At 47.0% G+C, this 23,141-nt stretch carries 15 protein-coding genes and 1 pseudogene; 12 read left to right on the top strand and 4 right to left on the bottom strand.

Annotation, left to right across the window (positions count from 1 at the left end; all coding sequences use genetic code 11):
* Positions 1 to 99: 99 nt before the first annotated feature.
* Positions 100 to 1,764 (top strand): annotated as a pseudogene (locus QUA34_RS20245) (IS1634 family transposase).
* Between the two features lie 732 nt (positions 1,765 to 2,496).
* Here the strand turns inward: QUA34_RS20245 and QUA34_RS20240 are convergent.
* Positions 2,497 to 8,622: a cadherin-like domain-containing protein gene (locus tag QUA34_RS20240; protein ID WP_333389042.1), complete on the bottom strand. Its 6,126-nt coding sequence runs from the start codon at positions 8,620 to 8,622 to the stop codon at positions 2,497 to 2,499.
* Between the two features lie 1,413 nt (positions 8,623 to 10,035).
* Here QUA34_RS20240 and QUA34_RS20235 point away from each other — a divergent pair.
* From QUA34_RS20235 to QUA34_RS20220, 4 genes are all read left to right on the top strand, one after another.
* Complete coding sequence (locus QUA34_RS20235; protein ID WP_333331149.1) at positions 10,036 to 10,290, top strand: hypothetical protein; 255 nt, start codon at positions 10,036 to 10,038, stop codon at positions 10,288 to 10,290.
* Between the two features lie 4 nt (positions 10,291 to 10,294).
* Positions 10,295 to 11,995 carry a CHAT domain-containing protein gene (locus QUA34_RS20230; RefSeq protein ID WP_333389041.1) on the top strand — a complete coding sequence of 567 codons (1,701 nt, stop codon included), beginning with the start codon at positions 10,295 to 10,297 and terminating at the stop codon, positions 11,993 to 11,995.
* A gap of 1,761 nt (positions 11,996 to 13,756) precedes the next feature.
* A complete protein-coding gene (locus tag QUA34_RS20225; RefSeq protein ID WP_015177612.1) occupies positions 13,757 to 14,167 on the top strand; it encodes an AbrB family transcriptional regulator in 411 nt (136 codons plus the stop codon).
* A gap of 90 nt (positions 14,168 to 14,257) precedes the next feature.
* Positions 14,258 to 14,725: a regulatory protein RecX gene (locus QUA34_RS20220; RefSeq protein WP_333389040.1), complete on the top strand. Its 468-nt coding sequence runs from the start codon at positions 14,258 to 14,260 to the stop codon at positions 14,723 to 14,725.
* A gap of 119 nt (positions 14,726 to 14,844) precedes the next feature.
* Here the strand turns inward: QUA34_RS20220 and QUA34_RS20215 are convergent, their stop codons facing one another.
* On the bottom strand, positions 14,845 to 15,342 hold the full coding sequence (locus tag QUA34_RS20215; RefSeq protein WP_333389039.1) for a DUF4385 domain-containing protein: 498 nt from the start codon (positions 15,340 to 15,342) through the stop codon (positions 14,845 to 14,847).
* Positions 15,339 to 15,764, bottom strand: a complete 426-nt coding sequence (locus QUA34_RS20210) for a DoxX family protein (protein WP_333389038.1) — start codon at positions 15,762 to 15,764, stop codon at positions 15,339 to 15,341. Before QUA34_RS20210 ends, QUA34_RS20215 begins: the two co-directional genes overlap by 4 nt.
* A 331-nt stretch (positions 15,765 to 16,095) precedes the next feature.
* Between QUA34_RS20210 and QUA34_RS20205 the strand changes: the two genes are divergently transcribed.
* From QUA34_RS20205 to ureG, 5 genes are all read left to right on the top strand, one after another.
* Positions 16,096 to 16,308 carry a hypothetical protein gene (locus QUA34_RS20205; protein ID WP_333331132.1) on the top strand — a complete coding sequence of 71 codons (213 nt, stop codon included), beginning with the start codon at positions 16,096 to 16,098 and terminating at the stop codon, positions 16,306 to 16,308.
* A gap of 353 nt (positions 16,309 to 16,661) precedes the next feature.
* Positions 16,662 to 17,153: a DUF4168 domain-containing protein gene (locus QUA34_RS20200; RefSeq protein ID WP_333085574.1), complete on the top strand. Its 492-nt coding sequence runs from the start codon at positions 16,662 to 16,664 to the stop codon at positions 17,151 to 17,153.
* Between the two features lie 348 nt (positions 17,154 to 17,501).
* Positions 17,502 to 17,939 carry an urease accessory protein UreE gene (gene ureE, locus QUA34_RS20195; protein WP_333389037.1) on the top strand — a complete coding sequence of 146 codons (438 nt, stop codon included), beginning with the start codon at positions 17,502 to 17,504 and terminating at the stop codon, positions 17,937 to 17,939.
* Positions 17,940 to 18,017: 78 nt separating this feature from the next.
* Entirely contained in the window at positions 18,018 to 18,731 is a 714-nt protein-coding gene (locus QUA34_RS20190) for an urease accessory protein UreF (protein ID WP_333389036.1), read from the top strand.
* Between the two features lie 44 nt (positions 18,732 to 18,775).
* On the top strand, positions 18,776 to 19,372 hold the full coding sequence (gene ureG, locus QUA34_RS20185; protein ID WP_333389035.1) for an urease accessory protein UreG: 597 nt from the start codon (positions 18,776 to 18,778) through the stop codon (positions 19,370 to 19,372).
* 70 nt (positions 19,373 to 19,442) lie between these two features.
* Here the strand turns inward: ureG and murG are convergent, their stop codons facing one another.
* Positions 19,443 to 20,507, bottom strand: a complete 1,065-nt coding sequence (murG, locus tag QUA34_RS20180; RefSeq protein ID WP_333389034.1) for an undecaprenyldiphospho-muramoylpentapeptide beta-N-acetylglucosaminyltransferase — start codon at positions 20,505 to 20,507, stop codon at positions 19,443 to 19,445.
* A gap of 225 nt (positions 20,508 to 20,732) precedes the next feature.
* On the opposite strand from murG, the gene QUA34_RS20175 reads away from it, so the two are divergent.
* The gene (locus QUA34_RS20175; RefSeq protein ID WP_333389033.1) at positions 20,733 to 21,659 is read left to right on the top strand and encodes a nuclear transport factor 2 family protein; all 927 of its coding nucleotides are present in this window, start codon (positions 20,733 to 20,735) and stop codon (positions 21,657 to 21,659) included.
* A 268-nt stretch (positions 21,660 to 21,927) separates the two neighbouring features.
* A complete protein-coding gene (locus tag QUA34_RS20170; RefSeq protein WP_333389032.1) occupies positions 21,928 to 22,716 on the top strand; it encodes an SDR family oxidoreductase in 789 nt (262 codons plus the stop codon).
* Positions 22,717 to 23,141 lie beyond the last annotated feature (425 nt).

Genomic DNA, 23,141 nt, shown 5'->3' with positions numbered 1-23,141 from the left:
TGATTTTAAATCACCCTAACCTTCCTTCAGTCTTGTCTTATGGTACTCTGGCTGCTTAAAAACTGTCCGGAGTATTGCAGTAAAGCAACTCTAAAAATCATGAACCAGCCATTATCGGGGATAAATATCGTAAATTTAGACCACTTGGGAATAGTAGCCGGGATAATAGATGAAATGGAATTGGTAGAAGAAGTCAACAAAAAAGTGGGGATAAGCAACAAAGAAACCCTCAGCCCAGGACAAGTCATGAAAGCGATGATTTTGAACGGATTAGGGTTTTTGAGCGCCCCAATCTACCTATTTGACACATTTTTTGTCGGAAAAGCAACAGAACATCTAATAGGAGAAGGAGTGACCCCCGAACAATTAAATGATGATAGAATAGGCAGAGCATTAGACAAATACCATCAAGCTGGAACGACACAGTTATTCACAGCGATCGCCCTGAAAGCAGCTCATAAATTTCAAGTAGAAATGAACAGCGTTCATCTAGACAGCAGTTCAATATCAGTAGAAGGAGCATACAAAACTCGTCAGGAAAAGAGTCAAGACATTGAAACAGACTCATCAGACCCACCCGATGAAATGAAAGCCATAAAAATCGTTCACGGATATTCAAGAGAGCGAAGACCAGACCTCAAACAATTTATCATTGACACAATAGTCAGCGGTGATGGAGACGTACCATTGTATCTCAAAATAGATGATGGAAACGCCGATGATAAAAGCGTGTTTGTCTCGCGACTCAAAGAATTTAAAAACCAGTGGAATTTCGACGGAATCTGTGTAGCAGACAGTGCCTTGTACACAGCAGAAAACTTATCAGCAATGGCAGGAATGAAATGGATAACCCGAGTACCATTAAGTATCCGATCGGCCCGAGAAAAAATCTCAGCTATCTCAGATAAAGCCTGGAAGTCAGCCCAAATAAAAGGCTACAAAATAGCAGCCATAACCAGCGAGTATGCTAACATCAAGCAAAGATAGATAGTAGTAGAAAGCGACATCAGAAAACAAGCAGCAATCAAAAAAATAGCCCGGGAAGTAGAAAAGCAATTAGAATCAGCTTCTTTCTCACTGCGCAAGCTATTCAGACAAGAGTTTGCGTGTATTGCTGACGCAGAAATCGCGATAAAAAGGTTATCCGATACCTGGAAGTATCACCAGATCGCAGAAATTGAATGCCGAGAAAAACCCGCCAAAAAAACGACAAGCAAGCAGAAACTAGAGAACCACACAAATCCAACAGTTTATCAAGTTACGGGTCAAATAGAAACCCGGTTATCAGTAATAGAAGCCGAACAAATCGCAGCCGGGAGATTTATATTAGCCACCAACATCTTAGACACTCAAAAGGTGAGCGACGAACAGATACTATTAGAGTACAAAGCGCAGCAAAGCAACGAGAGAGGATTTAGATTTATCAAAGATCCATTGTTTTTTACATCAAGCGTCTTTGTGAAAAATCCCGAGCGAGTCGAAGCAATAGGAATGATAATGGGACTGTGCTTGTTAGTTTATACCCTGGCACAAAGGAAATTGAGACAACAATTATCAGCTACCAATGAGGGAGTCAGAAATCAGGTAAAGAAGCTCACCAATAAACCGACAATGCGATGGATATTTCAGATGTTTCAAGCGGTACATTTAGTGACGATCAACGGCTCTAAACAAGTGAGCAATTTAACCCAAGACCGTCAAGATGTATTAAAGCATTTAGGACAGTATTGCAGTAGATACTATTTAATGTTTTTAGGTGGATGACGCTCGTTATTAAGCTGTAGATATTGGTGAATAATCCACATTTATTAGTCAAGATAATTAGCTCTTAGCAGGATTTGGCTTGGCTAAAAAGCTGAGTTATTTCGCAAAAAAAGCGCCATAAATCTATTAAAAAAAGTCAACTATTTCAGTTTAGTTGATTTCGGGAGATTTGACAGGTATCCGTGACGTTAAAACCGCATAAGTTAAACGGAAAAACTTTTTGACTCCAACTTTTCACAACTGATAAAAAAATTCCACACACATCTGCGGAATGTGGGTTGCACCATTCTCACTAAGCTTTTTATGAACAGGCTTTCCGGCCTGTTCCACAAAGAGTGAATTTTCTTGTGGAACAGGCCGGAAAGCCTGTTAAGCGAGAATGGTGCAAGATCTTTGGCATCGGAATTATTCATCTCTCTCTTCCCTTTCTCTGTATCCTCTGTGTCCTCTGCGGTTTAATCATTCCGATACAACCGGAATCGACATAACGGGTAAAATAAACCGGATTGGATGGTGAAATTGCCCTCGCGAGTGCGATCGACTCCTACCACCGACAACAACGCAAAAGAGGACACGGCGATGCCATTTCCCTACCCAAAAAATAGCGACTAAATTGTTTAACAATTACAAAAAAAAGGACACAGTATTACTATGTCCTTACCTCTGTATTGTAGGGACACAGCCATGCTGTGTCCCTAACCGTACCGATATCCCAATTAGGATTCTTGCCGTTTAGAACAAGAACAATTCAGAATTACCGGTCGGTCCCAAATTGACATCGACAGTGGCAAACAAACTGTTACCACCAACCGTAGAACCGTTGCTATCGTAATACAGTTTAGTAGACAAACCGTCGTAGATAGCCATGATGGACGGCCCGGTTAAAGTTGCTTCAAACACAGTTACATCAGACACTGTGCTGCTGTAAGCGTAGAAACTCGAAGCCAAAGGCCCAGATCCGGTCGTAAACGCTGCAAACCCAGTGCTGTCGAGGTTAATTACATCATCAGCAATGCTGTAATTGGTAATTACATCCCCGCCGCCAGCAGTAGTTCCGCTGAACACAAACACATCCAAACCAGCACCGCCGTTGAGAACATTGGTTCCCACACCACCTATTAAAGTGTCATTCCCGATGCCGCCGTTGAGAGTATCGCTACCGCCACCGCCGAAGAGGCTGTCATTACCATCGTCGCCGGAAATGCTGTCGTTACCCAAACCGCCGTCGAAAATGTCCGCACCGCTGCCGCCGCTGAAGATGTCAGCAAACTCAGTACCAGTGACGCTGTTAGCACTCGCATCTCCGGTAAATAAGACAGGAGAGGTGAAGTTGTAACCGCCAGCACCAGAACCGAAATTGTTAAAGGCGGTTGGGAAAGTGTTCCCAGCAGCAGTTAAATCGGCAACGCTACCTGAGCTAGTAGTAGTACCACTGGCAGAAGGTGCGATCGTACCTGTAAATACAAAGTCCGCCGTTCCCAGATTGCTAGCAGCAGTACCCAGATTCGCAATCAAGGTAGAACCACCGGCTACGGTACCGTTCGAGTCAAAATACAACACCGTCTCGTTCGACGCATTCGTAAAGGCGAAGAAACCCGCAGTTGTAGAATTGCCCAAGGCTTTAGCTTGTGCAGCTTCCAAAGAGGCATAACTGCCGCCTGTGAAAATCACTAACTCTTTGCCAGTAATGTCCGGATTTGAACCACTTACAGCGTCAAAGTTAGTCGTAGTCAAATTACCGAAAGCGCTCGCGGTAAACTGGAATTTGTCAGTTCCAGCAGTAAAGTCAGTAATCGTATCACCGCCTTCGCCTACTGCTTTGTAAACAAACAGATCCGCACCAGCACCGCCAGTCAGAACATCTGCACCAGAACCGCCACTGAAGATGTCAGCAAATTCAGTACCAGTGACGCTGTTAGCACTGTCATTACCCGTAAATAAGACAGGAGATGTGAAGTTGTAACCGCCAGCACCAGAACCGAAATTGTTAAAGGCGACGGGGAAAGTGTTTCCAGCAGCAGTTAAATCGGCAACGCTACCTGAGCTAGTAGTAGTACCAGTGGGAGAAGTACCAGTATCCGAAGATGCGATCGTACCTGTAAATACAAAGTCCGCCGTTCCCAGATTGCTAGCAGCAGTACCCAGATTCGCAATCAAGGTAGAACCACCGGCTACGGTACCGTTCGAGTCAAAATACAACACCGTCTCGTTCGACGCATTCGTAAAGGCGAAGAAACCAGCAGTTGTAGAATTGCCCAAGGCTGTAGCTTGTGCAGCTTCCAAAGAGGCATAACTGCCGCCTGTGAAAATCACTAACTCTTTGCCAGTAATGTCAGGATTTGAACCACTTACAGCGTCAAAGTTAGTCGTAGTCAAATTACCGAAAGCGCTCGCGGTAAACTGGAATTTGTCAGTTCCAGCAGTAAAGTCAGTAATCGTATCACCGCCTTCGCCTACTGCTTTGTAAACAAACAGATCCGCACCAGCACCGCCAGTCAGAACATCTGCACCAGAACCGCCACTGAAGATGTCAGCAAATTCAGTACCAGTGACGCTGTTAGCACTGTCATTGCCCGTAAATAAGACAGGAGATGTGAAGTTGTAACCGCCAGCACCAGAACCGAAATTGTTAAAGTCGGTTGGGAAAGTGTTTCCAGCAGCAGTTAAATCGGCAACGCTACCTGAGTTGGTAGTAGTACCAGCCACAGAAGAGGCGATCGTACCTGTAAATACAAAGTCCGCCGTTCCCAGATTGCTAGCAGCAGTACCCAGATTTGCAATCAAGGTAGAACCATCGGCTGCGGTACCGTTCGAGTCAAAATACAACACTGTCTCGTTCGCAGCATTAGTAAATGCGAAGAAACCAGCAGTTGTAGAATTGCCCAAGGCTTTAGCTTGTGCAGCTTCCAAAGAGGCATAACTGCCGCCTGTGAAAATCACGAACTCTTTGCCAGTAATGTCAGGAGTTGAACCGCTAACACCGTCAAAGTTAGTCGTAGTCAAATTGCCGAAAGCGCTCGCGGTAAACTGGAATTTGTCAGTTCCAGCAGTAAAGTCAGTAATCGTATCACCGCCTTCGCCTACTGCTTTGTAAACAAACAGATCCGCACCAGCACCGCCAGTCAGAACATCTGCACCGCTGCCGCCGCTGAAGATGTCAGCAAATTCAGTACCAGTGACGCTGTTAGCCTTCGCATCTCCGGTAAACAAGACAGGAGTGGTGAAGTTGTAACCGCCAGCACCAGAACCGAAATTGTTAAAGTCGCTCGGGTAAGTGTTCCCAGCAGCAGTTAAATCAACAATGCTACCTGAGTTGGTAGTAGTACCGGCAGAAGGTGCGATCGTACCTGTAAATACAAAGTCCGCCGTTCCCAGATTGCTAGCAGCAGTACCCAGATTTGCAATCAAGGTAGAACCACCGGCTGCGGTACCGTTCGAGTCAAAATACAACACTGTCTCGTTCGCAGCATTAGTAAATGCGAAGAAACCAGCAGTTGTAGAATTGCCCAAGGCTTTAGCTTGTGCAGCTTCCAAAGAGGCATAACTGCCGCCTGTGAAAATCACGAACTCTTTGCCAGTAATGTCAGGAGTTGAACCGCTAACACCGTCAAAGTTAGTCGTAGTCAAATTGCCGAAAGCGCTCGCGCTAAACTCGAATTTGTCTACCCCAACAGTAAAGTCGGAAATTTTATCGCCGCCTTCTTTAGTTGTCCTGTAAACAAACAGATCCGAACCAGTGCCGCCACTTATGAAATCCAAACCGAGGCCGCCGGTGATGGTATCGTTGCCGTCGCCGCCCTTGAGGCTATCGTTAAAATTGCTGCCGACAATCTTGTCATCGCCTGCTAAACCATCGTAATTAACTGGGGCGGGAGAAGTGGTGAAATCCACATTGTCAGCACCAGCAGTACCGACAGGAATAGTTAGTGGCTCGCCGATGAAGACAAAGTTATTGACTGTCAGGCGAACGTTCAGCGAGAAACTGGCCACAATGTCCAAGCGCCCCGCAACACCATATACCACCACCACACGGCCGGTCTCGGCATCTATAAACTGACAGAAAACAGGCACGTCTGGGTTGCCACCCAACTCTACAAACCGCGCTTGCAACCTCGCGATGCTGTTAACACTGATATCCGTCGTGAAGTCGAGGAAATTACCGCTGCCGATCGACCCAAAAGTAGAAGTAGCAGTAATCTTCACTTCGGTCAAGATAGAAGCGCCGACATTAAAAGCTGCGTTAGAAAGCTCTAAAACATCGTTATTGACATCAAAGTCAGTAATAAAGTCAGCTTCTACAACTGTTTGAATCTGTTGGCGGGAAGTGCGGTAAACAAAGCGATCGCTTCCAGGACCACCACTTAGAATATTGGTTCCTTCGCCGCCTTCGATCGTGTCATTGCCCTCATTTCCAGTTAATGTGTCATTCCCAGAACCGCCTATTACTGTGTCATCGCCGCCGCCAGCTTCGATATTGTCATCATCATCGCCGCCGTCGATATCGTCATTGTCATTGCCGCCTTTAACTTTGTCGTTGCCTTGGCCTGTTTTTATTTTGTTTTTGCCTAGGCCAACTTCGATATAATCATCGTCATCGCCGCCGTCGATATCGTCATCGCCATCGCCGCCGATGATTGTGTCCTTGCCTTTGCCGCCGATGATTGTGTCTTTGCCTTGACCTGCTGTAATGTTATCGTCACCCTCGCTGCCTACGATGTTGTTAGGGAGCGTCGCAGAACCGGCAATAGCTTGACCTTCTGGATTGCCAGCAAAATTAAAGGAATCTTGCTCGATTTTCAAGCTAAAAGTTTTGCCGGTGAGAGCTCTTTGGCCGTTGGTAGCTTGAAAACCAAAAGTAGCCGCACCGACAAAACCTACTGCCGCTCTGAAAGTTACCCTGCCTGCGTTAATGTCTTCTTGAGTGAAGGTAACGCCCGTTTGTGTTACGGGGACTCCATTAACAAATAGTTGCCCGGTTGTAGCAGGGGGCAGCTCGGTTAGCGTGAAGGTTATGCCGCCAGGACCTTGCCCGGTATCGGAAACACGCAACAACTCAGAAGTAATAGTTTGCTCCTGGCCGCTGGAACCAGCAATCAGGGTCTCACTAACTTCCAGTTGCGGAGGGTTAAAAATCGGAGTTTGAGGTTGAGTTGGAGTTGGAGTTTGAGGTTGAGTTGGAGTTTGAGGATTAACTCCCAAAAAGTCGGCCGCAGTGATAAGCGTTGCGTTGACATTCAACAATAGCGCGATCGCGAAGTTATTGACCCGAATTTCGGTATTGACACCGATTTGTATAAAGGTCAAGCTGCTAAAGTTCAAGTCGCCAAACAGCAGAAACTTGTCCTCGTTGTCTGCGAAGTCAGTGATGACTGCACTTGCCCCAGAGGTACTGTTACTCACGACATAAACGTCATTTCCAGCACCACCGACACAGGTATGGTTGCCAGTACCGCCCATCAGCGTATCGTTGCCGTCGCCGCCCATCAGCGTATCGTTGCCGTCGCCGCCGCCGCTAACGCTGTCGTCGCCCTGGCCACCGTCTGCCACGTCATTGCCGTCGCCAGTAACGAGGGTATCGTTGCCGCCACCGCCCATCACACTGTCGTCGCCGGCACCGCCCATCACGCTGTCGTCGCCGTCGTCGCCTTCACACAGGTCGTTGCCTGCGTCGCCGCTCACGGTATCGTCGCCGATGCCGCCGCTAACGCTGTCGTCGCCGTCGTCGCCACTGCAAACGTCGCTGTCGCCACCGCCGCTCACGGTATCGTTACCGGTGCCGCCGCTAACGCTGTCGTCGCCGTCGTCGCCACTGCAAACGTCGCTGTCGCCACCGCCGTTCACGGTATCGTTACCCGTGCCGCCGCTAACGCTGTCGTCGCCGTCGTCGCCTTCACACTTGTCGCTGCCTGCACCGCCCTTCACGGTATCGTTATCTTTACCGCCGTTAACGGTATCGTTGCCGTCGCCGCCCTCACAATCGTCGTTGCCTCGATCGCCCCGGACGTTATCGTTGCCTTCGTCGCCCTTGCAATCGTCGTCGTCTTTGCCACCGTAGATGCTATCGTTGCCGGCGCCGCCCTTAACCTTATCCTTTCCTTCCTTGCCGTGGACCCAGTCATCGCCGTCATCGCCTTCGCAGTCGTCGTTGCCTTCGCCGCCGATCACGGTATCGTTATCTTTACCGCCGTTAAGGGTGTCGTTGCCTTTGCCGCCATTAACCTTGTCGTTGCCACGATCGCCCTTTATTACATCGTCGTCCTCGCCGCCCTCGCAATCGTCGTTACCTTTACCCCCGAAGATTGTATTTTTTCTGCCACGGTTTCCTTTGATTGTGTCTTCGCCTTGATTGCCGAATATCTTCTCGTTATCGCCGGTGGCGACAATTAAGTCATCGTCATCGCGACCGAGGACGGTTCGGCGGCGATCGATGCCGTTGTCATCTTCTAAGTCATCGTCATCGTCATCGTCATCAGTACCTCCGATGGTCTGGAAACCGTTGTCATCATCATCTAAGTCATCTAAGTCACCGTCATCATCATCACCATCTAAGCCATCGTCATCAGTACCTCCAATGGTCTGGAAATCGTTGTCATCATCATCTAAGTCACCGTCATCATCATCTAAGTCATCTAAGTCATCGTCATCGCCCACACCTGTTGTGGATGCGCCGTTAGACTGATTCAGAAATGTGGTAACGCCGTCGGTGTTTTCGGCGAGTGCTTGGTTAATTAAATCGTCTAACTCCTGATCGGAAATTGTAGAGCTGTCGTCGCCTAAATCCCCGACAGGCTTTTGTGTTTCATTTTGAGCGGGAGAAAGTGTTCCCTGTGTTTCTTCTAACAAGATTTCGTCTGCCATCGTTGATATTTCCCAAAAAAAGGTAAGCTTCTTTGAATCAATTTATCAGCAAACAGGAGGCTGCAGAAGATTTTTTTAACTTCATGCTTTCGCCTGCTAGAGGAGCTGGTTTCCTCATCTTTACTATTATAGATGCCACTTAAACGGCAAGGTTTTTTTCGCTCTGTTGCGAGTTTTATATTCTGCCATTGCGTACCCAAATTAATTGATCCGCAACCTACACTGTAATTACTGCCCCGAAGATCCGAGCCTTTAAGATGTTCTCGGTATTTTCTACAGTAAGCTGCGCCGAAGGGCCCCTGATTGTAAATTCTCTACGTAATTTCTACAGTGAATTAGCTGAATTTAAACTCGCAACTGACAACTCCTAAATAACTCCCCAAAACCTGTATCCCCCAAATTTTACCCTTGCTTTTTTTCCGCTCTAGGCTGGGTGTATTGAACTTTGGTAACACTCCCAGCTTTGACAAATCCTTCCCTGACCTAGGATTTGAATCTCTTCACTAAACGACAGCACCCTCCTAATTTTAGTTCCCGATGATTAATTAGAAATTTAGATAATTCGCCCGGGCAAATATTTGTTCTAATTTTTAGTTGCACAATTTTTTCTCGATTCTAGGAAACCTCGCGAACTGAGAAAAATTTTTTTTCGGATCAATACTAAGAATTCTGCCAAAATATATCAATCTCAAGACAGATTGCAAAATTTGCCAAAAAGTAGTATAAACGCAGAATTCGTTTTTGGTGACAGTTGCAAGCTCGATCGGCATTTTGAGCGAGAATGACCCACGGCGAGGCTGCCAAACCCAGTTGCTTTGTAGGCTTCGCTACCAAATCCAATCATTCTCCGAGAAACCGGCCTGATGAGGCGTAATCCTATAGATACCAAAAATGATGGTTGCTTGAGAGTACCGGAATAATTTGATTGCCATTGTATTGTTGAGAGTTCTTGGCTGCTGACGTTTATTTTTGCTGCTTAACTGTAACTAGATTAAGAGAGTTAAATTAAAAGTTTTCTATATCATAAAAGCGGTAAATTAGCAATAATTTATGAGCAATTATCGATAGTCAACTATCAATTACCGATCGCCACTGAGGTCTTAAGGATGAGGGCGGAGGGCTTACGGATGAGAACCCAGGGCTGACCAATTAATTAATTGACACAAAATCAAGATTACACATGGGGGGTTGGTGGTAGAGGATAAGCCGTAAAGACCGATCGACCGATCGCCAAAAAAAATAAAATACTCAACTTTCCCTGCGATATTGCCCTGAAACCGGTTGGCGCGAGCCGAAGTAATTTTAATAAGAACTAGAGATCCGCCTGGTAAAGTGCCTCCAATTTAACTTTACTCAGCAATGAGAAACTCAAGTTCACGACGAATCTAAAGGGGTCTGCGGTAGAGGTGCAAAATGTTAAAGATAGCAAGATTGGAGAAAATTCGGCTTTCACCGAGGCACAGGGCAATCAAAACTAATAAACTGTTATTAAAGTACAACTTTTATATCCTCAAAGTGTTTGAACAAATATATATGACCCCAGCGATCGCCCGATCGGGGGAAGCGCATTCAGAAACTTTGATTCAAAGAGTAAAAATTATTTTGCCGTTCGCTATTGCTAGCCGCAAAAACGCAGGCAAATTCAGAATTAAGGCGGGAGGGCGCTAAATCCGTGAGCCAGGAATTTCAACTCTCAGTCACTCCCGTTGGGGACGACGAATATCTAGTGCGGACAGAAAAGGTTGCACCCGGTGTACCCTTAGCCGAACAACAAGTCCGCTGGCCGATCAATGAATGGCTTGCACTGTCTTCTCAACTGATGAACGACCCGCTGGTGGGCTTGCTCCAAGGAAAAGCAGTACAGGGAAGCAGTTTTGCGGGTCGCGGCCTCTCCCGTTCGGGAAACAACTCAGCGCCGAATTTAGTAGCCCTGGGGCAACAATTATACAGCGGGCTGTTTCAAGGAAACTTGCGCGATAGCTGGACTTGCGCTCAAGGCATCGCCCAGCACCGCCGAGAAGTGCTGCAACTGCGACTCGGACTCAAAGGCCGGCGCTTGCCACGACTGCCGTGGGAAGTTCTGCACGCAGGCGATCGCCCTTTGGCAACCGGCACAGATGTCGTGTTTTCTCGGTACCAACCAGGTACAAGTTTGTTCAAACAAACCCGGATACTGCCTAGTGGCGGGCCACTAAAAATTTTAATGGCGATCGCCTCTCCGAGCGATCGAGACAGCTTGCAGCTCAAGCGAGAAGTGCTCCATTTGCAGCAAGAACTCCAAAACCGCACCGGTCATCCTCTCAAAAACAGCCCCCATTGCCCGGAAATTCAACTGACTATTCTCGAACAGCCCGATCGAGAACAACTTACCCAAGCCCTAGAACAAGGACACTACCAAGTCCTGCACTACGCAGGCCATAGCAACTTAGGTTCCAGAGGTGGCGAACTCTACCTAGTCAGCAGCCGCACCGGCTTAACTGAAACCTTGAGTGGCGACGACTTAGCTGGATTGCTCGTTAACAACGGTATTCAGATGGCCGTGTTCAACTCCTGCCGCGGCGCCTACGGCGACCCCTCAGACCTCGCGGACGACAGCCCGGAGCGGAACTTAACCGAAGCTCTAGTGAAGCGGGGCATTCCGGCAGTGCTAGCAATGGCAGAAAGCATCCCCGACGATGTAGCCCTAACTCTGACGCGGTTGTTTTACCGCAACCTCAATCAAGGCTATCCAGTCGATCTCAGCCTGAGCCGGGCCAGAGCTGGGCTAATTTCTGCCTACGGTTCTCACCAGCTATACTGGGCTTTGCCCATTCTTTACCAGCACCCGGACTTTGACGGCTATTTGACCGGCGCCCCAGCCCACAGCGCGACATCCGGTTCTATGGTGCACATAATCGCGTCGGGAACGCCACCGGCGCTCGCGGGTACAGAATGGAAGGCCCCGTCTTCGGTTTCGGCGATCGCCCAATACCCCCCAATCCCAGCAAATCGATCGCATGAGTCAGACAATTCTGACGGCGAAGTCTGGGAATACTTTCCCGACCAATTAAAAGATCGCAGGGATTGGGTTCACCAGAACGATCGAGCCGATGCTAGTAATTCACCGAACTCACCGACGGCTTCGCCGTCCTCTATTCCTAATTCTGAGTGTTCGGTGATCCAAGCAACTCGCGCCGCAGCACCGACTCAGAAACCGTTAACAAAACCGGGATCGAAAAAATTTGTCACCCTAATGCTTTGCTTGTTGTCCGTTGCTTTGAGTGCTGGCTTTTTTGGGTGGCGGTACTCGAACCAGCGAGGCACGAAACCAGAAGAGTTGCTGCCGGCGGTACGGACTCCCCTGTCGCAAAATTACCTGCAACAACGTCACTAAAAGCGATCACCCACTGCAATGCTTAATTTAGACCCTCTTGGCCTGGCTCCAAACTGGGTGGGGTTTTTGCTGGCCATTCGCGATCGGCTGCCGCTGGCAAAGTGATCCAAAGTATACTGCTCGATCGAATCTCGGACTTACGTTCATCAAGCCGGTTTTTACCGAAAATAAGCAGCAGCCCAACCCAGCATCGAGGAAGAAACCGGGTTTCTCGTTTAGAAAGTAAGTCCGGGACTGCTTAATATAGAATTCGTCAGTCGATTGTAGATTTTAGACTTCGGGTTGAACCCTGAGTCGAACGATTGGAGATTGTAGATTTACTCCACAGATGAATCTGGAAGCTTGAACAAGAGTCTAAAATTTTGATCTCTCCCCGACAGGAGTCGGTGGCTTGTATGCGTTTTTGAGCGGGCTGATTAGGCAGCAGGAGCATTCGTCATTCGGCACAAGACAATAAAAGCCAGAGTTGCCACAATTAAGAACGTCCTCACCCTCAGCGCGCTTATTTCACAATTATTAATTAGGGAAGCGGCTGTGAGTTTGACCTCCTCGCATCCAGGATACAAGCCCCCGGATTCATCCGTCCAAAAATAAAAAACCTGTATCCGATGAAACTTGCCCCCGAATTTATCCGTGGGGTCAAGGCTTCAATTCTTTAATCTAAAATCTAAAATCTAAAATCGATTGACGCACCCCTCCAGTTGGTGCATAAATTTTGAGAGTCTGGCAGTTTACAGGCCACGAGTGGAAACCAATACATTTCCATCGAAACTCCATGTCGGGAACCGCTGCTAATTTGTAGTGCATCAAACATTTAAGCTGTTGTGCATTTAACTCGGTCTTTTTCAATTCCCCTGTGGAAATAACCTCAAATTCTCTGGCTTGGGGCAGGAGGAGGAAGATTTTCCCGAGTTCCCCCTAGAAATTTACTGATTCCTGGCGAAGTGTTAAGAGTCGCCAAGCAATCTCGCCCGATCAAAACTATTCCCCTCTTAGTGGCTGTCCGATGTTTCTGCCGCCGCGCCCATTGAGTCGGGTTTTAGCTTAAACCAGTTCAACGAAGAGGTGAAATTTCCTTCAATTTTTACCGGATTGCCTTCCCCAGACTGCGTTCTGTGAAAGTTATATGCCCCACACCTTAATAGAAGATTGCTCGTTGGGATTTGGGGTTTTGAGGGGATTTCCCGCCCGAAAAATAGGGTTTATACTATTTTAGATTTTAGATTTTAGATTTTAGATTGAAGAATTGGGAATGACTTATTCCATAAGGGTTTGGAGCTTGCCTACAGTTGGATTCTTTTTGTAAACTGGTGCGTGCAAGTAGCTGGCAGGGGCATTGAGAACAAGTGCTGCCTCCCGTTGTTGAGGTAAAAGTTAACCCCGGCCTGTAAATGCTTTCGGCAGATTTGCAGCGGCCGCGCTCTAGGTATTTCGATTCATGGCTGTCTTGTTTTTACCTTGACCACAGACTCGATCGGGGGTTGGTGAATGCAGGGAACAGACTTTACTGTAAAAAAGTAAAGCATTTAATTTGCGACAATAATTCCCCGCGCGATCGCTCCGAGGCTTACCCAAGCATTTGGGCCACAAGCAGCAAATTGATCGCCCTTCGAGCATCCTTACTTCTACCCCCCGTCTTGAGGCAGCAGAAATTTATCCAGAATCTTAAATATTGAGAATTATTAGTATTGACAGTGAAACAAAGTTAATCTAATGTGTTGTAATTGATATAAGTAAAGTCCAATAAGCGAGGTACGGTCAATGGCAGAAACAGCTACAGCACCCTTAACAGGAAAAGGTCTGCTTCAAAAAATCAAAGGCAGTGATTTGCCGCGCAGAGAACTTGCGAAGCTTTGCGGCTACTTCACAGTCAGCAAAAGTGGAGAAACCCGGATTAATCTGGCTGAGTTTTACGATGCAGTGTTAGCTGCTAAGGGCATTGAGCTAGAGAAGTCTAAAGCAGACGGACGCGGGCGAGAAGCGAGTTATCGAGCTAGCGTTCACAAGAATGGTTCGATCGTGATCGGAGCAAATTATACCCAAGAAATGGGATTAAAGCCGGGAGACGAGTTTGAAATTAAGCTCGGATACAAGCACATTCGCTTGATTCAGATCGATGTGGACAGACCGGATGTGGAATTGGATGATGAAGAGGAGGATACAGAAGAATAGAGGCGATCACGATGCAGTCAGCCGATAGCAAGGCGACTGGATTAGGCATTCGCTATACGAGTATTTGCGCGCCACCCTTCGATTGAACTGATGAGCTGTCTTGACTATTTATATTTTCTCTTGTCTCGCAAAGACTACAGTGCCTCTGAACTTCGCAAAAAGGGGCAAGAGAAAGGTTTTGGCAATGAGGAAATATTGGAGGCGATCGCGCAAATTCAAGACCGCGGCTATCAGTCCGACACTCGCTTGGTGGCAAACTCGATCGCCTCTGCAGCAGGCAAATACGGGAAGTCTGCCATCAAGCGCAAGTGCCTGCAAAAAGGAATTACCAACGATTTGTTCGAGCAAGTCTGGGAAGAAGAAATTGCCGAAAATCAGGACTCCGAAGCAGAAAAACTGGCCGAATTAAAAGGCAAAGTCATGCGGAAATACAAGATCGATACTTGGGGTAAAGCCGATCCGAAAACCAAGGGCAAAGTCTTGAATTACCTGCAATACAGGGGCTTTAATGCCTTTGAAATTTGGCGACAGTGGCAAACAGAAGAAGATGACGAATAAATAGTAGGGCCACGCAAATAGATGCGGCCCAGATAGGCAAGCACCACTGCACTGCGGCCGACGGGGCTAAAGTGTAAGTTCTGAGTTTTTGTAAATGTATGTCAATCCTCAGCGTTGACTCAATAAGATTCGTACATCTGCCGGTGTCTGGCTAAAAGCTCGAGATATTTCTCGTTGATTTTGGCCAGCATCCATTTTTCTTGAAAAATGGCGGCGGATTCTGCTTTCACCGGATCTGCTTCTAGCGGCAAAATATCTTTTCGAGCTGCGGTTTGCTCTGCAACAGACTTCAGCTTTTGAGGGTTTTGCTGGTATTTTCGACCGCTTTTGTGGTTGGCGTAGCGACGCGATCGAGTATACCCCATCTGCAAAAACTTGCGAGCCATGTCCGCTCCTACAAAATCTTCGCGATCGAGATACTCTAAAAACAAGGAGTAAATTTTGCTGCTGGACTCCCTCGCAATTTCAGGAGTCTTAAATCTCCAGAAAGGCAGAATTTCTCCTTTGTAGGGTTCAACCAACAGCACTCCCTGTTCTCCTTTCCCTACCCGATAAAGTTCCGGGTGCTGTCGAAAGTCGATGTTCTTAAAATCCGCATGGTAGTCGAACTGCTTCATCGGGCATTTTCTGTTCTATCTGGAACTATAGAAGCCCGGGGTTTACCTTCGTCTGGTTGGGTATAAACCCAAGCCCAAGCAATGAAGACAGCTTGAAAAGGCAGCCTGAACCAATACAGTAATTGGTTGTGGGGAATCCCTTCTATGGGAATGTTGTTGACGGCTTGATTGATATTAGCTGGAAACACGGCAATAAACAAGGCAATTAATCCCCACGCCGCCGCCCTGCTCACAGGAGGAACTAACAGCCCAATTCCGCCCAAAATCTCGAAAAAACCGCTGATATAAACCAAGGCTTCCGGGTAAGGAAGCTGGGGCGGCACAATTCTGATAAAAGGTGCGGGTACTGCAAAGTGCAGCACGCCTACAATACTGATAGCTACTGCGAGAATAACTCGCCAAATTTCTTTTTGACTTTTCATGGGCAATGGGTAATTAATAATTGTTAAATTGCTGCGATCAGGCTTGCCAAAATTTGCGATCTGCGATCGAGATGACAATAAAACTGAGGTCCAAAAATTCCAGCTTTCCGGGTTTGTCTGCTCTTGGTGGTGGCTGTAACGATTTTATTTCGTAGAAAACCCAGGTTTCTGGGTAAATCCCAGACAAGTTTTCACAGCACCAAACTGGAGGAAGCGAGAACTGGAATCGAAGGCCTGGGCGTTGACTGCCAAAAACAGATAGCGCGCTTTTTGATAACAAGATTTTAATGTCTAGTGCCCTGTTGCTGTCTCTATCTTCGGGTAGTGAAACATGATTTTTGTTCCGGCTTTGGCTTCGTCAGCAGCCCAACCAGTGGGGGATTTTCTCGATCGACAAATGCACCACCGCTTAACATTAAATAAATCATCGCCGCAATTGATGAGTGCGATTGCTGCTAAATTTGACCTAGCCTTCCAGGCGCTTCCCTACCCTACCCTACGGGAACCCTACGCGGAACGGGAACCCTTGCGGGGAAAGAGATAGCTTTGCTACCGCCTACCTTGATGAGACTAATTAAGGCGAGTAATTTGTCAATAATTTTTATAATTATTTAATATTTGCGCTTTGAGAATTATTGGGAGAGGCAATTCGGGAATGCTCTGTAATTAAAATTACTATCTAAAGTTTGAATTTTGTCAACTTCCGACCGATGTTATAATGAATGAAATTATTGAATTTGCTAAAAAGTCGATCGTCCTAGCAACTCCCCAACCATCCTGCTGGAATTCAAAATAGTCACCAACGGCAGGAACTTTTTACCCGCCACATTATTCAAAAAGATTGAGCCTCCAAGCGCTGTGTCATTTTTATCTACACGCAATTAATCACCGACGACCATGAACACCTCACTAAACACCTCCAAATTTGGCATAAACCGGATGCTGCGACAATCGCTGTTTGCAGGCATCATTTCTGCTGCAGCTTTAGCTAGCGGATGGGCGCCCGGTTTGTATGGACAATCCCCAAATCTCGTTTTCGGAGCAGCAGCCCAAGCTCAAGAAATTAGCAGCGAAGAAATTACTAGCTACGCTCGTGCTGTGTTGGCAATAGAACCCAGACGGGTGGAAGCTTATAACGAAATTAAAGGCATGGCTGGGGGCTCGGTTCCCAGAGTAGTGTGCAACGAAACTCAGGAAATCAATAGGTTGTCTGGAGGTGTTCGCGGCATCGCGGTGAATTACTGCCAACAAGCTAAAAAAGTTATCGAAACCAATGGTTTGACAGTTAGTCGCTTCAACCAGCTCACTTTGCTCCAGCAAGCGAATCCGGCAGTCAAACAGCGCATTCAAGCCGAACTCCTGCGACTGCAACAAGCGGGCAATCAATAAGCTTGATGGTTTGATTCTTTCTTCCTCTCCCGTTCTATTCTTCGAGTTACTAGACGATAGGCAAAATTTTTTGAAAAAAGGGCGATCGTCTGTGATAAAATGCTTGACAAAATGACAGAAATTTGGTATACAGACAAGAACGGGAGCGGTTCAGAGAGATGACTATTTTTCAAGTTGCTGTAAATGGCAATGAGATATAGCGATCGCCAACACGATTAAGACGTTTTTAATTTCTGAAACATGAGCTCAAGAGTGGAACTTCAGTCTTCCTTATTCCTTTGGCTATAAAAAAGATATTCCTCAAAAACTAAATGTCAAGTGAATTGCTCTGAGGAATAGAATATAAAAATGCTAACTTTCACCAAACATTTGCCTGCAAATCCGGATGCTGTTGTCAGCTTTACTTTACCGATGACAGCGGACGATCGCACTCGCAGCCGCCACCGATTCGAGACAGAGACGGGGGAAAAGCTGCACCTGAATTTGCCCAGAGGTACAGTATTGCGCGATCGAGATTTATTGCAGTCGGAAGACGGTAGCTGTTTGGTAGTGGTAAATGCAAAACCAGAACTGGTGCTCACAGTGCGGGCCTCAAGTCCGCTGCTACTGATGCGGGCGGCTTATCATTTAGGAAACCGTCACGTAGCTTTAGAAATTGCCGATAATTATTTAAGACTTTCCCCCGACTCTGTGTTGCAGGGAATGCTAGAAAAAATGGGTTTGGAAGTAACAGAGGAAATTGTGCCGTTTCAGCCGGAAATGGGCGCTTACGGGCACAACCATTAGGAATGGGGAATGGGGAATGGGGCATTGGGCATTGGGCATTGGGCATTGTAACCAACAAATAACAGTGAACAGTCAACAGTGAACAATCAACTTTTATCTTTGTTGCAGTTAGCTTTTGCACCTGTGGGAGCTTATAGTTATTCTGAGGGAATCGAAAGTCTGGTAGAAACCGGTGCGATCGACAGCGAGATTACTTTGAGGAATTGGTTAGAAAATTCGCTGCAATTCGGGGCTGTGCGAGTAGAAGCCGCTGTGGTGGTACGCGCTTTGAGGGCGGCCCAGATTGGGGATTTGACCGCTTTGAGTTACTGGAATGCTTGGGCGACTGCTGCTAAGGAAACTGAAGAGTTGCGCTTGCAAAGTTGGCAAATGGGGCGCACTTTGGTCAGGTTGGTGCTCGATTTGCGTGAAGCGAAGCTATCCCCCAGGGAATCGCCCATTGCTTCTGGGTTAACAACAAGTGTAAAAGATTTGCTGGAATTTGGCGGCAATCAGTGCAATTTTGCGATCGGCTTTGGCATTGCCGCGGCAACCTGGCAGATTGAAGAGGAAGCGGCCGTGTTAGGATATTTGTACAGTTGGGCTGCTAATTTGGCGAGTGCAGGCGTGAAACTGATTCCCCTAGGTCAAACAGCCGGTCAACAGTTACTGTTAGATTTGCAGTCTCAAATTAGCTGTACGGCGCAAGAAGTTTTACAATTAGAAGATGATGACCTTGGTAGTTGCAGTTGGGGATTAGGGCTGGCTAGCATGGCGCACGAAACTCAGTACACTCGGTTGTTTCGCAGTTAAAGATTAGAAAATCTAAAATCTCAAATCTAAAATCTAAAATCAATATGAGTGCTTTTCGTGTAGGAATTGCTGGGCCAGTTGGTTCGGGGAAAACTGCTTTACTGGATGCTTTGTGCAAGTCGCTGCGGCAGCAGTACCAGATTGCGGTTGTGACTAATGATATCTATACTCAGGAAGATGCCCAGTTTTTGGTTCGGAGTCAAGCTTTGGAGAGCGATCGAATTTTGGGCGTAGAAACGGGAGGCTGTCCCCACACAGCCATCCGCGAAGATGCTTCCATTAACTTAGTAGCTATAGAAGAGTTAGAACAAAAATTCACTGATTTAGATTTAGTTTTTGTCGAAAGCGGTGGCGATAATTTGGCGGCAACATTTAGCCCGGAGTTAGTAGATTTAACAATTTACGTAATCGATGTCGCTGCGGGCGATAAAATTCCGCGCAAAGGCGGGCCAGGAATTACTAAATCTGATATGTTGGTAATTAATAAAACAGACCTCGCACCTTATGTAGGAGCAGATTTAGGCGTGATGGAACGGGACGCGAAAAAAATGCGCGGCGACAAACCTTTTGTTTTTACTAACTTGAAGACCAAAGAAGGATTAGAAGCAGTAGTTAAATTCATCCACTCCCATATCGTGTAAAACATCAGCCTTCATCTACGTTCATCTGCGTTTATCTGCCTTCATCTGCGGTTACAACTCCTAAAAACTATCACCTCACCACCAATTCCCTCACCAAATTAGCCAAACGTTCTGTACTGTCTGTCACCGCTAATTTAGCAGCAGCTTGAGACATTTTTTCCAAGTATTCGGAATCTCTTAACAAATACAACACTTTGCTTTGCAATACCTCTGCTGTCAGTTCGCTTTGACGGAATACCACAGCGGCGCCGACTTTAGCAAATACTTCCGCATTAAATCTTTGGTGGTCGTCAGCCGCGTGAGGAAAAGGAATTAAAATAGAAGGTACGCCCGTCACTGCTAATTCTGTCAGTGCACTCGCGCCCGATCGACTAATTGCTAAATTTGCTCGCTGCAACAAACTCGCCACATTGTCGTAAAATGGCATTGACAAATATTGCTCGTGTTTCAAACTTTCAGCATCCGGGTCATTATTTCCGGTGAGGTGAACCACCCAAGCACCGGCATCAAACCAAGCAGGAGCACACTCGCGCACTAACTTATTGACTGCGACAGCACCTTGAGAGCCGCCCATGACTAAAATTACAGGTACACTGTCAGGAATTGGCAAATTTAGAGGTTGGCGAGTCAGGAATTGCGATCGCACCGGTGTACCAGCAACAACGGTTTTCGCGCGGGGTAAATGCTGGGCTGCTGCTTCAAATCCGATCGCCACAGCAGTGCACAAAGGACTAAACCAGCGCGTCACCTTCCCCGGAATGGCATTAGATTCGTGGAGAATCACCGGCAAACCCAAAGAACGGGCCGCCAGAATTGCCGGTGCCGCGATGTAACCGCCGGTAGTAAACACTCCCTGAAAATTGCCCGCTTTGAGCAACTTCCGCACTTGAAGGATCGAGCCGGCGAGTCCGCCCAAAATCCGCAGTGTACCGAGTCCCAATCGCTGCTGAAAGCCTTCAACGGCGATCGTGTGGAGGGGGTAAAGGGATGAAACTAACTCGGTTTCCATGCGGTCTGGGACTCCTAGCCATTCGATCTGACAGTCGTTCAACTGACTAGCGGTGGCAATCGCGGGAAATAAATGTCCACCAGTGCCACTAGCTGCAACCAACAACCGGAGGGGGGCTTTTGTCAAGGTTTTTGTTTCTTTTACAAGTACAAGTTCCACAGGTCAATCGATTTTATATTTGAGGTTTTAGATTATTATGCTTATTATTCCGGCAGTTTCAGCCAATTTTAAATCAGCAATCTAAAATTAGATTGTAGATTGTGCCGTGTCCGTCCTTCCGTTGTCAGTTTTCGTTGCAGGCGAACAGTTGCCCGCGCCACGACTCCTGACAAATAACCAAATTATCACCTAATGCGTAATTTTTTGAATTTAGTGCCAAGTGTATCTCAGTATTTTTCCAGCCGTCGGAACGAAAAAGCCGATCCTCTTCGAGGGCTGCGCCAACGCGCGATCGTTTTTGGCTTTAACTGCGGGCAGTCGATCGCTCAAATGTTGTTATGTTTAACAGTGGTAAGTGCTGGCGTGCTGCATCAAGGTGCGGCCAGAGCGATCGGTGCGATCGCGGCGACTCCCCAAACGATCGCCCAAACCCCTGCAAATGCGCCTGCCCCACTCACAAAAGTGCTAACAGAAATTGACGCAGCGGCCAACCGGCGCGATGTCAAAGCAGTCATGGCATTTTACAGCCCGAATTTCACTCATTCTGACGGCTTAAACAGCCAAAGCATGGCCAAAGCCCTCACCCAACTCTGGGAGCGATATCCGAGTTTAAATTACCGCACCGAGATCAAATCTTGGAAAACCGAAGGTAGCGCGATTATTGCAGAAACCATAACTACAATTGCCGGCAGTCAAAAAAAAGATGGCAGAGAATTAACACTCAAAGCTACCATCCGTTCCCAGCAGCGCTTTGAAGGTGAAAAAATAGTTAGTCAAGAGATTTTAGCAGAACAAACTCAGCTTACTTCTGGTCAAAGTCCTCCCACAATTCAAGTGAATTTGCCGGAGCAAGTTAAGGTGGGCGAAGAGTACCATTTTGATGCCATTGTGCGAGAGCCGATCGGCGATGATATTTTAATAGGGACTGTTTTGGAGGAACCCATCACCGAAAAAACCTTTTTTAATCCCTCAGAAGTTGAGCTGGAGTTGCTAAATTCCGGGGGAATTTTTAAAGTAGGTAAAGCTCCGGCTACGCCCGAAAATCGGTGGGTTTCAGCAGTTTTGATGCGACAAGGTGGAATTGCAACCGTTAGTGTGCGATTGCGGGTTGTCAAATAATAAAATAGGTGTTATGGGCATGGGGCATGGGGCATGGGGCATGGGGCATGGGGCATGGGTAATGGGTGATTAGTAAGTGGTAAGTGGTATAGCGGTTATTAGTCACACGAGGTACATATTTGAAAATAAAAAAATGTCATTAAAGGAATTAAACATACCTCACTATAGCGAGAAAGGCTATAGCAAATAACAACTAACAAATAACAAAACTAACAAATAACCAATGACAACAGTCAACAGTCAACAGTCAACTAACAACTGACAAAAAATGATTTCTATCCAAAACCAAATTGTTTTCATTACAGGTGCGAGTAGCGGTATCGGAGCAGCCTGTGCCAAGATATTCGCCAAAGGAGGAGCCAAACTAATTTTAGCAGCCCGCCGTCTTGAAAAGCTCGATCGACTGGCAAACGAACTTGTAGAAACAAAATCGATCGCGTCGGCAAACGAGATTTATTTGCTAGAATTGGACGTGCGCGATCGCCCGCAAGTGGCATCGGCGATAACTGCGCTTCCCGATGCCTGGAAAAGCATCGATATTCTGATTAACAATGCGGGATTGAGCCGTGGTTTAGACAAACTGCATGAAGGCAACTTTCAAGATTGGGAAGAAATGATTGATACCAATGTTAAAGGCTTGCTTTACATGACTCGCGCGATCGTGCCGGGAATGGTAAGCCGAGAACGGGGCCACGTAGTGAATATCGGCTCAATAGCAGGCCGCCAAACTTATCCGAAAGGTAATGTTTATTGCGCTTCCAAAGCAGCAGTGAGAGCTATTTCTGAAGGGTTGAAACAAGACCTTTTGGGAACACCCGTGCGGGTGACGGAAATAGAACCTGGTTTGGTGGAAACAGAATTTAGCAATGTCCGGTTTCACGGCGATGCAGAAAAAGCCAAAAATGTCTATCAAGGATTAACACCGCTGACTGCTGACGATGTAGCCGATGTCGTGTATTTTTGCGCGACGCGATCGCCCCACGTCAATATTAGTGAAGTCTTGCTAGTTCCGACAGACCAAGCGAGTGCAACTCTGGTTCACCGAAAAGACTTGTGAGTTTTTAGTGGTAAGTGTCCGGATGGCGCTGGAATTCTCAGGAAGCTTAATTGGTAGATGCACCCTGATTAATTAACTCCCGACCAATTTTGGCCGGGTTTTTTTTGCGATCGCACCCTTAGCCACACATTCTCCAAAATTCTGCCAAACTGTCCTGAAACAGGCGCTGCCTTACCGGAGACTAAATTAGTAGATGCACCCTGATTAAATAACTCCCGACCAATTTTGGCCGGGTTTTTTTTGGCGATCGCCCCCCTTGCCACAAATTCGCCTAAATTCTGCCAAAGTGTCCTGAAAGAGGTGCTGTGAGGCGGGAGACTAAGTTAGTAGATGCACCCTGATTAAATAACCCCCGACCAATTTTGGTTTGGGGTTTTTTTTGCGGTATTGAGGGTGATGCTGAATAAAGTTTGAGGTTGTCCGGA

The sequence above is a fragment of the Microcoleus sp. POL10_C6 genome (assembly GCF_036701585.1).
In the GTDB taxonomy this organism is placed as follows: domain Bacteria; phylum Cyanobacteriota; class Cyanobacteriia; order Cyanobacteriales; family Microcoleaceae; genus Microcoleus.
This window is presented reverse-complemented; position numbering and strand designations above follow the sequence as displayed.

What these genes read in the sequence shown, in the direction of transcription:
- QUA34_RS20240 (WP_333389042.1), bottom strand. Translation starts at nt 8,622, where the DNA reads ATGGCAGACGAAATCTTGTTAGAAGAAACACAGGGAACACTTTCTCCC.
- QUA34_RS20170 (WP_333389032.1), top strand. Translation starts at nt 21,928, where the DNA reads ATGATTTCTATCCAAAACCAAATTGTTTTCATTACAGGTGCGAGTAGC.
- QUA34_RS20220 (WP_333389040.1), top strand. Translation starts at nt 14,258, where the DNA reads ATGAGCTGTCTTGACTATTTATATTTTCTCTTGTCTCGCAAAGACTAC.
- QUA34_RS20210 (WP_333389038.1), bottom strand. Translation starts at nt 15,764, where the DNA reads ATGAAAAGTCAAAAAGAAATTTGGCGAGTTATTCTCGCAGTAGCTATC.
- QUA34_RS20175 (WP_333389033.1), top strand. Translation starts at nt 20,733, where the DNA reads ATGCGTAATTTTTTGAATTTAGTGCCAAGTGTATCTCAGTATTTTTCC.
- QUA34_RS20225 (WP_015177612.1), top strand. Translation starts at nt 13,757, where the DNA reads ATGGCAGAAACAGCTACAGCACCCTTAACAGGAAAAGGTCTGCTTCAA.
- QUA34_RS20200 (WP_333085574.1), top strand. Translation starts at nt 16,662, where the DNA reads ATGAACACCTCACTAAACACCTCCAAATTTGGCATAAACCGGATGCTG.
- QUA34_RS20215 (WP_333389039.1), bottom strand. Translation starts at nt 15,342, where the DNA reads ATGAAGCAGTTCGACTACCATGCGGATTTTAAGAACATCGACTTTCGA.
- QUA34_RS20205 (WP_333331132.1), top strand. Translation starts at nt 16,096, where the DNA reads ATGATTTTTGTTCCGGCTTTGGCTTCGTCAGCAGCCCAACCAGTGGGG.
- ureG (WP_333389035.1), top strand. Translation starts at nt 18,776, where the DNA reads ATGAGTGCTTTTCGTGTAGGAATTGCTGGGCCAGTTGGTTCGGGGAAA.
- QUA34_RS20235 (WP_333331149.1), top strand. Translation starts at nt 10,036, where the DNA reads ATGTTAAAGATAGCAAGATTGGAGAAAATTCGGCTTTCACCGAGGCAC.
- ureE (WP_333389037.1), top strand. Translation starts at nt 17,502, where the DNA reads ATGCTAACTTTCACCAAACATTTGCCTGCAAATCCGGATGCTGTTGTC.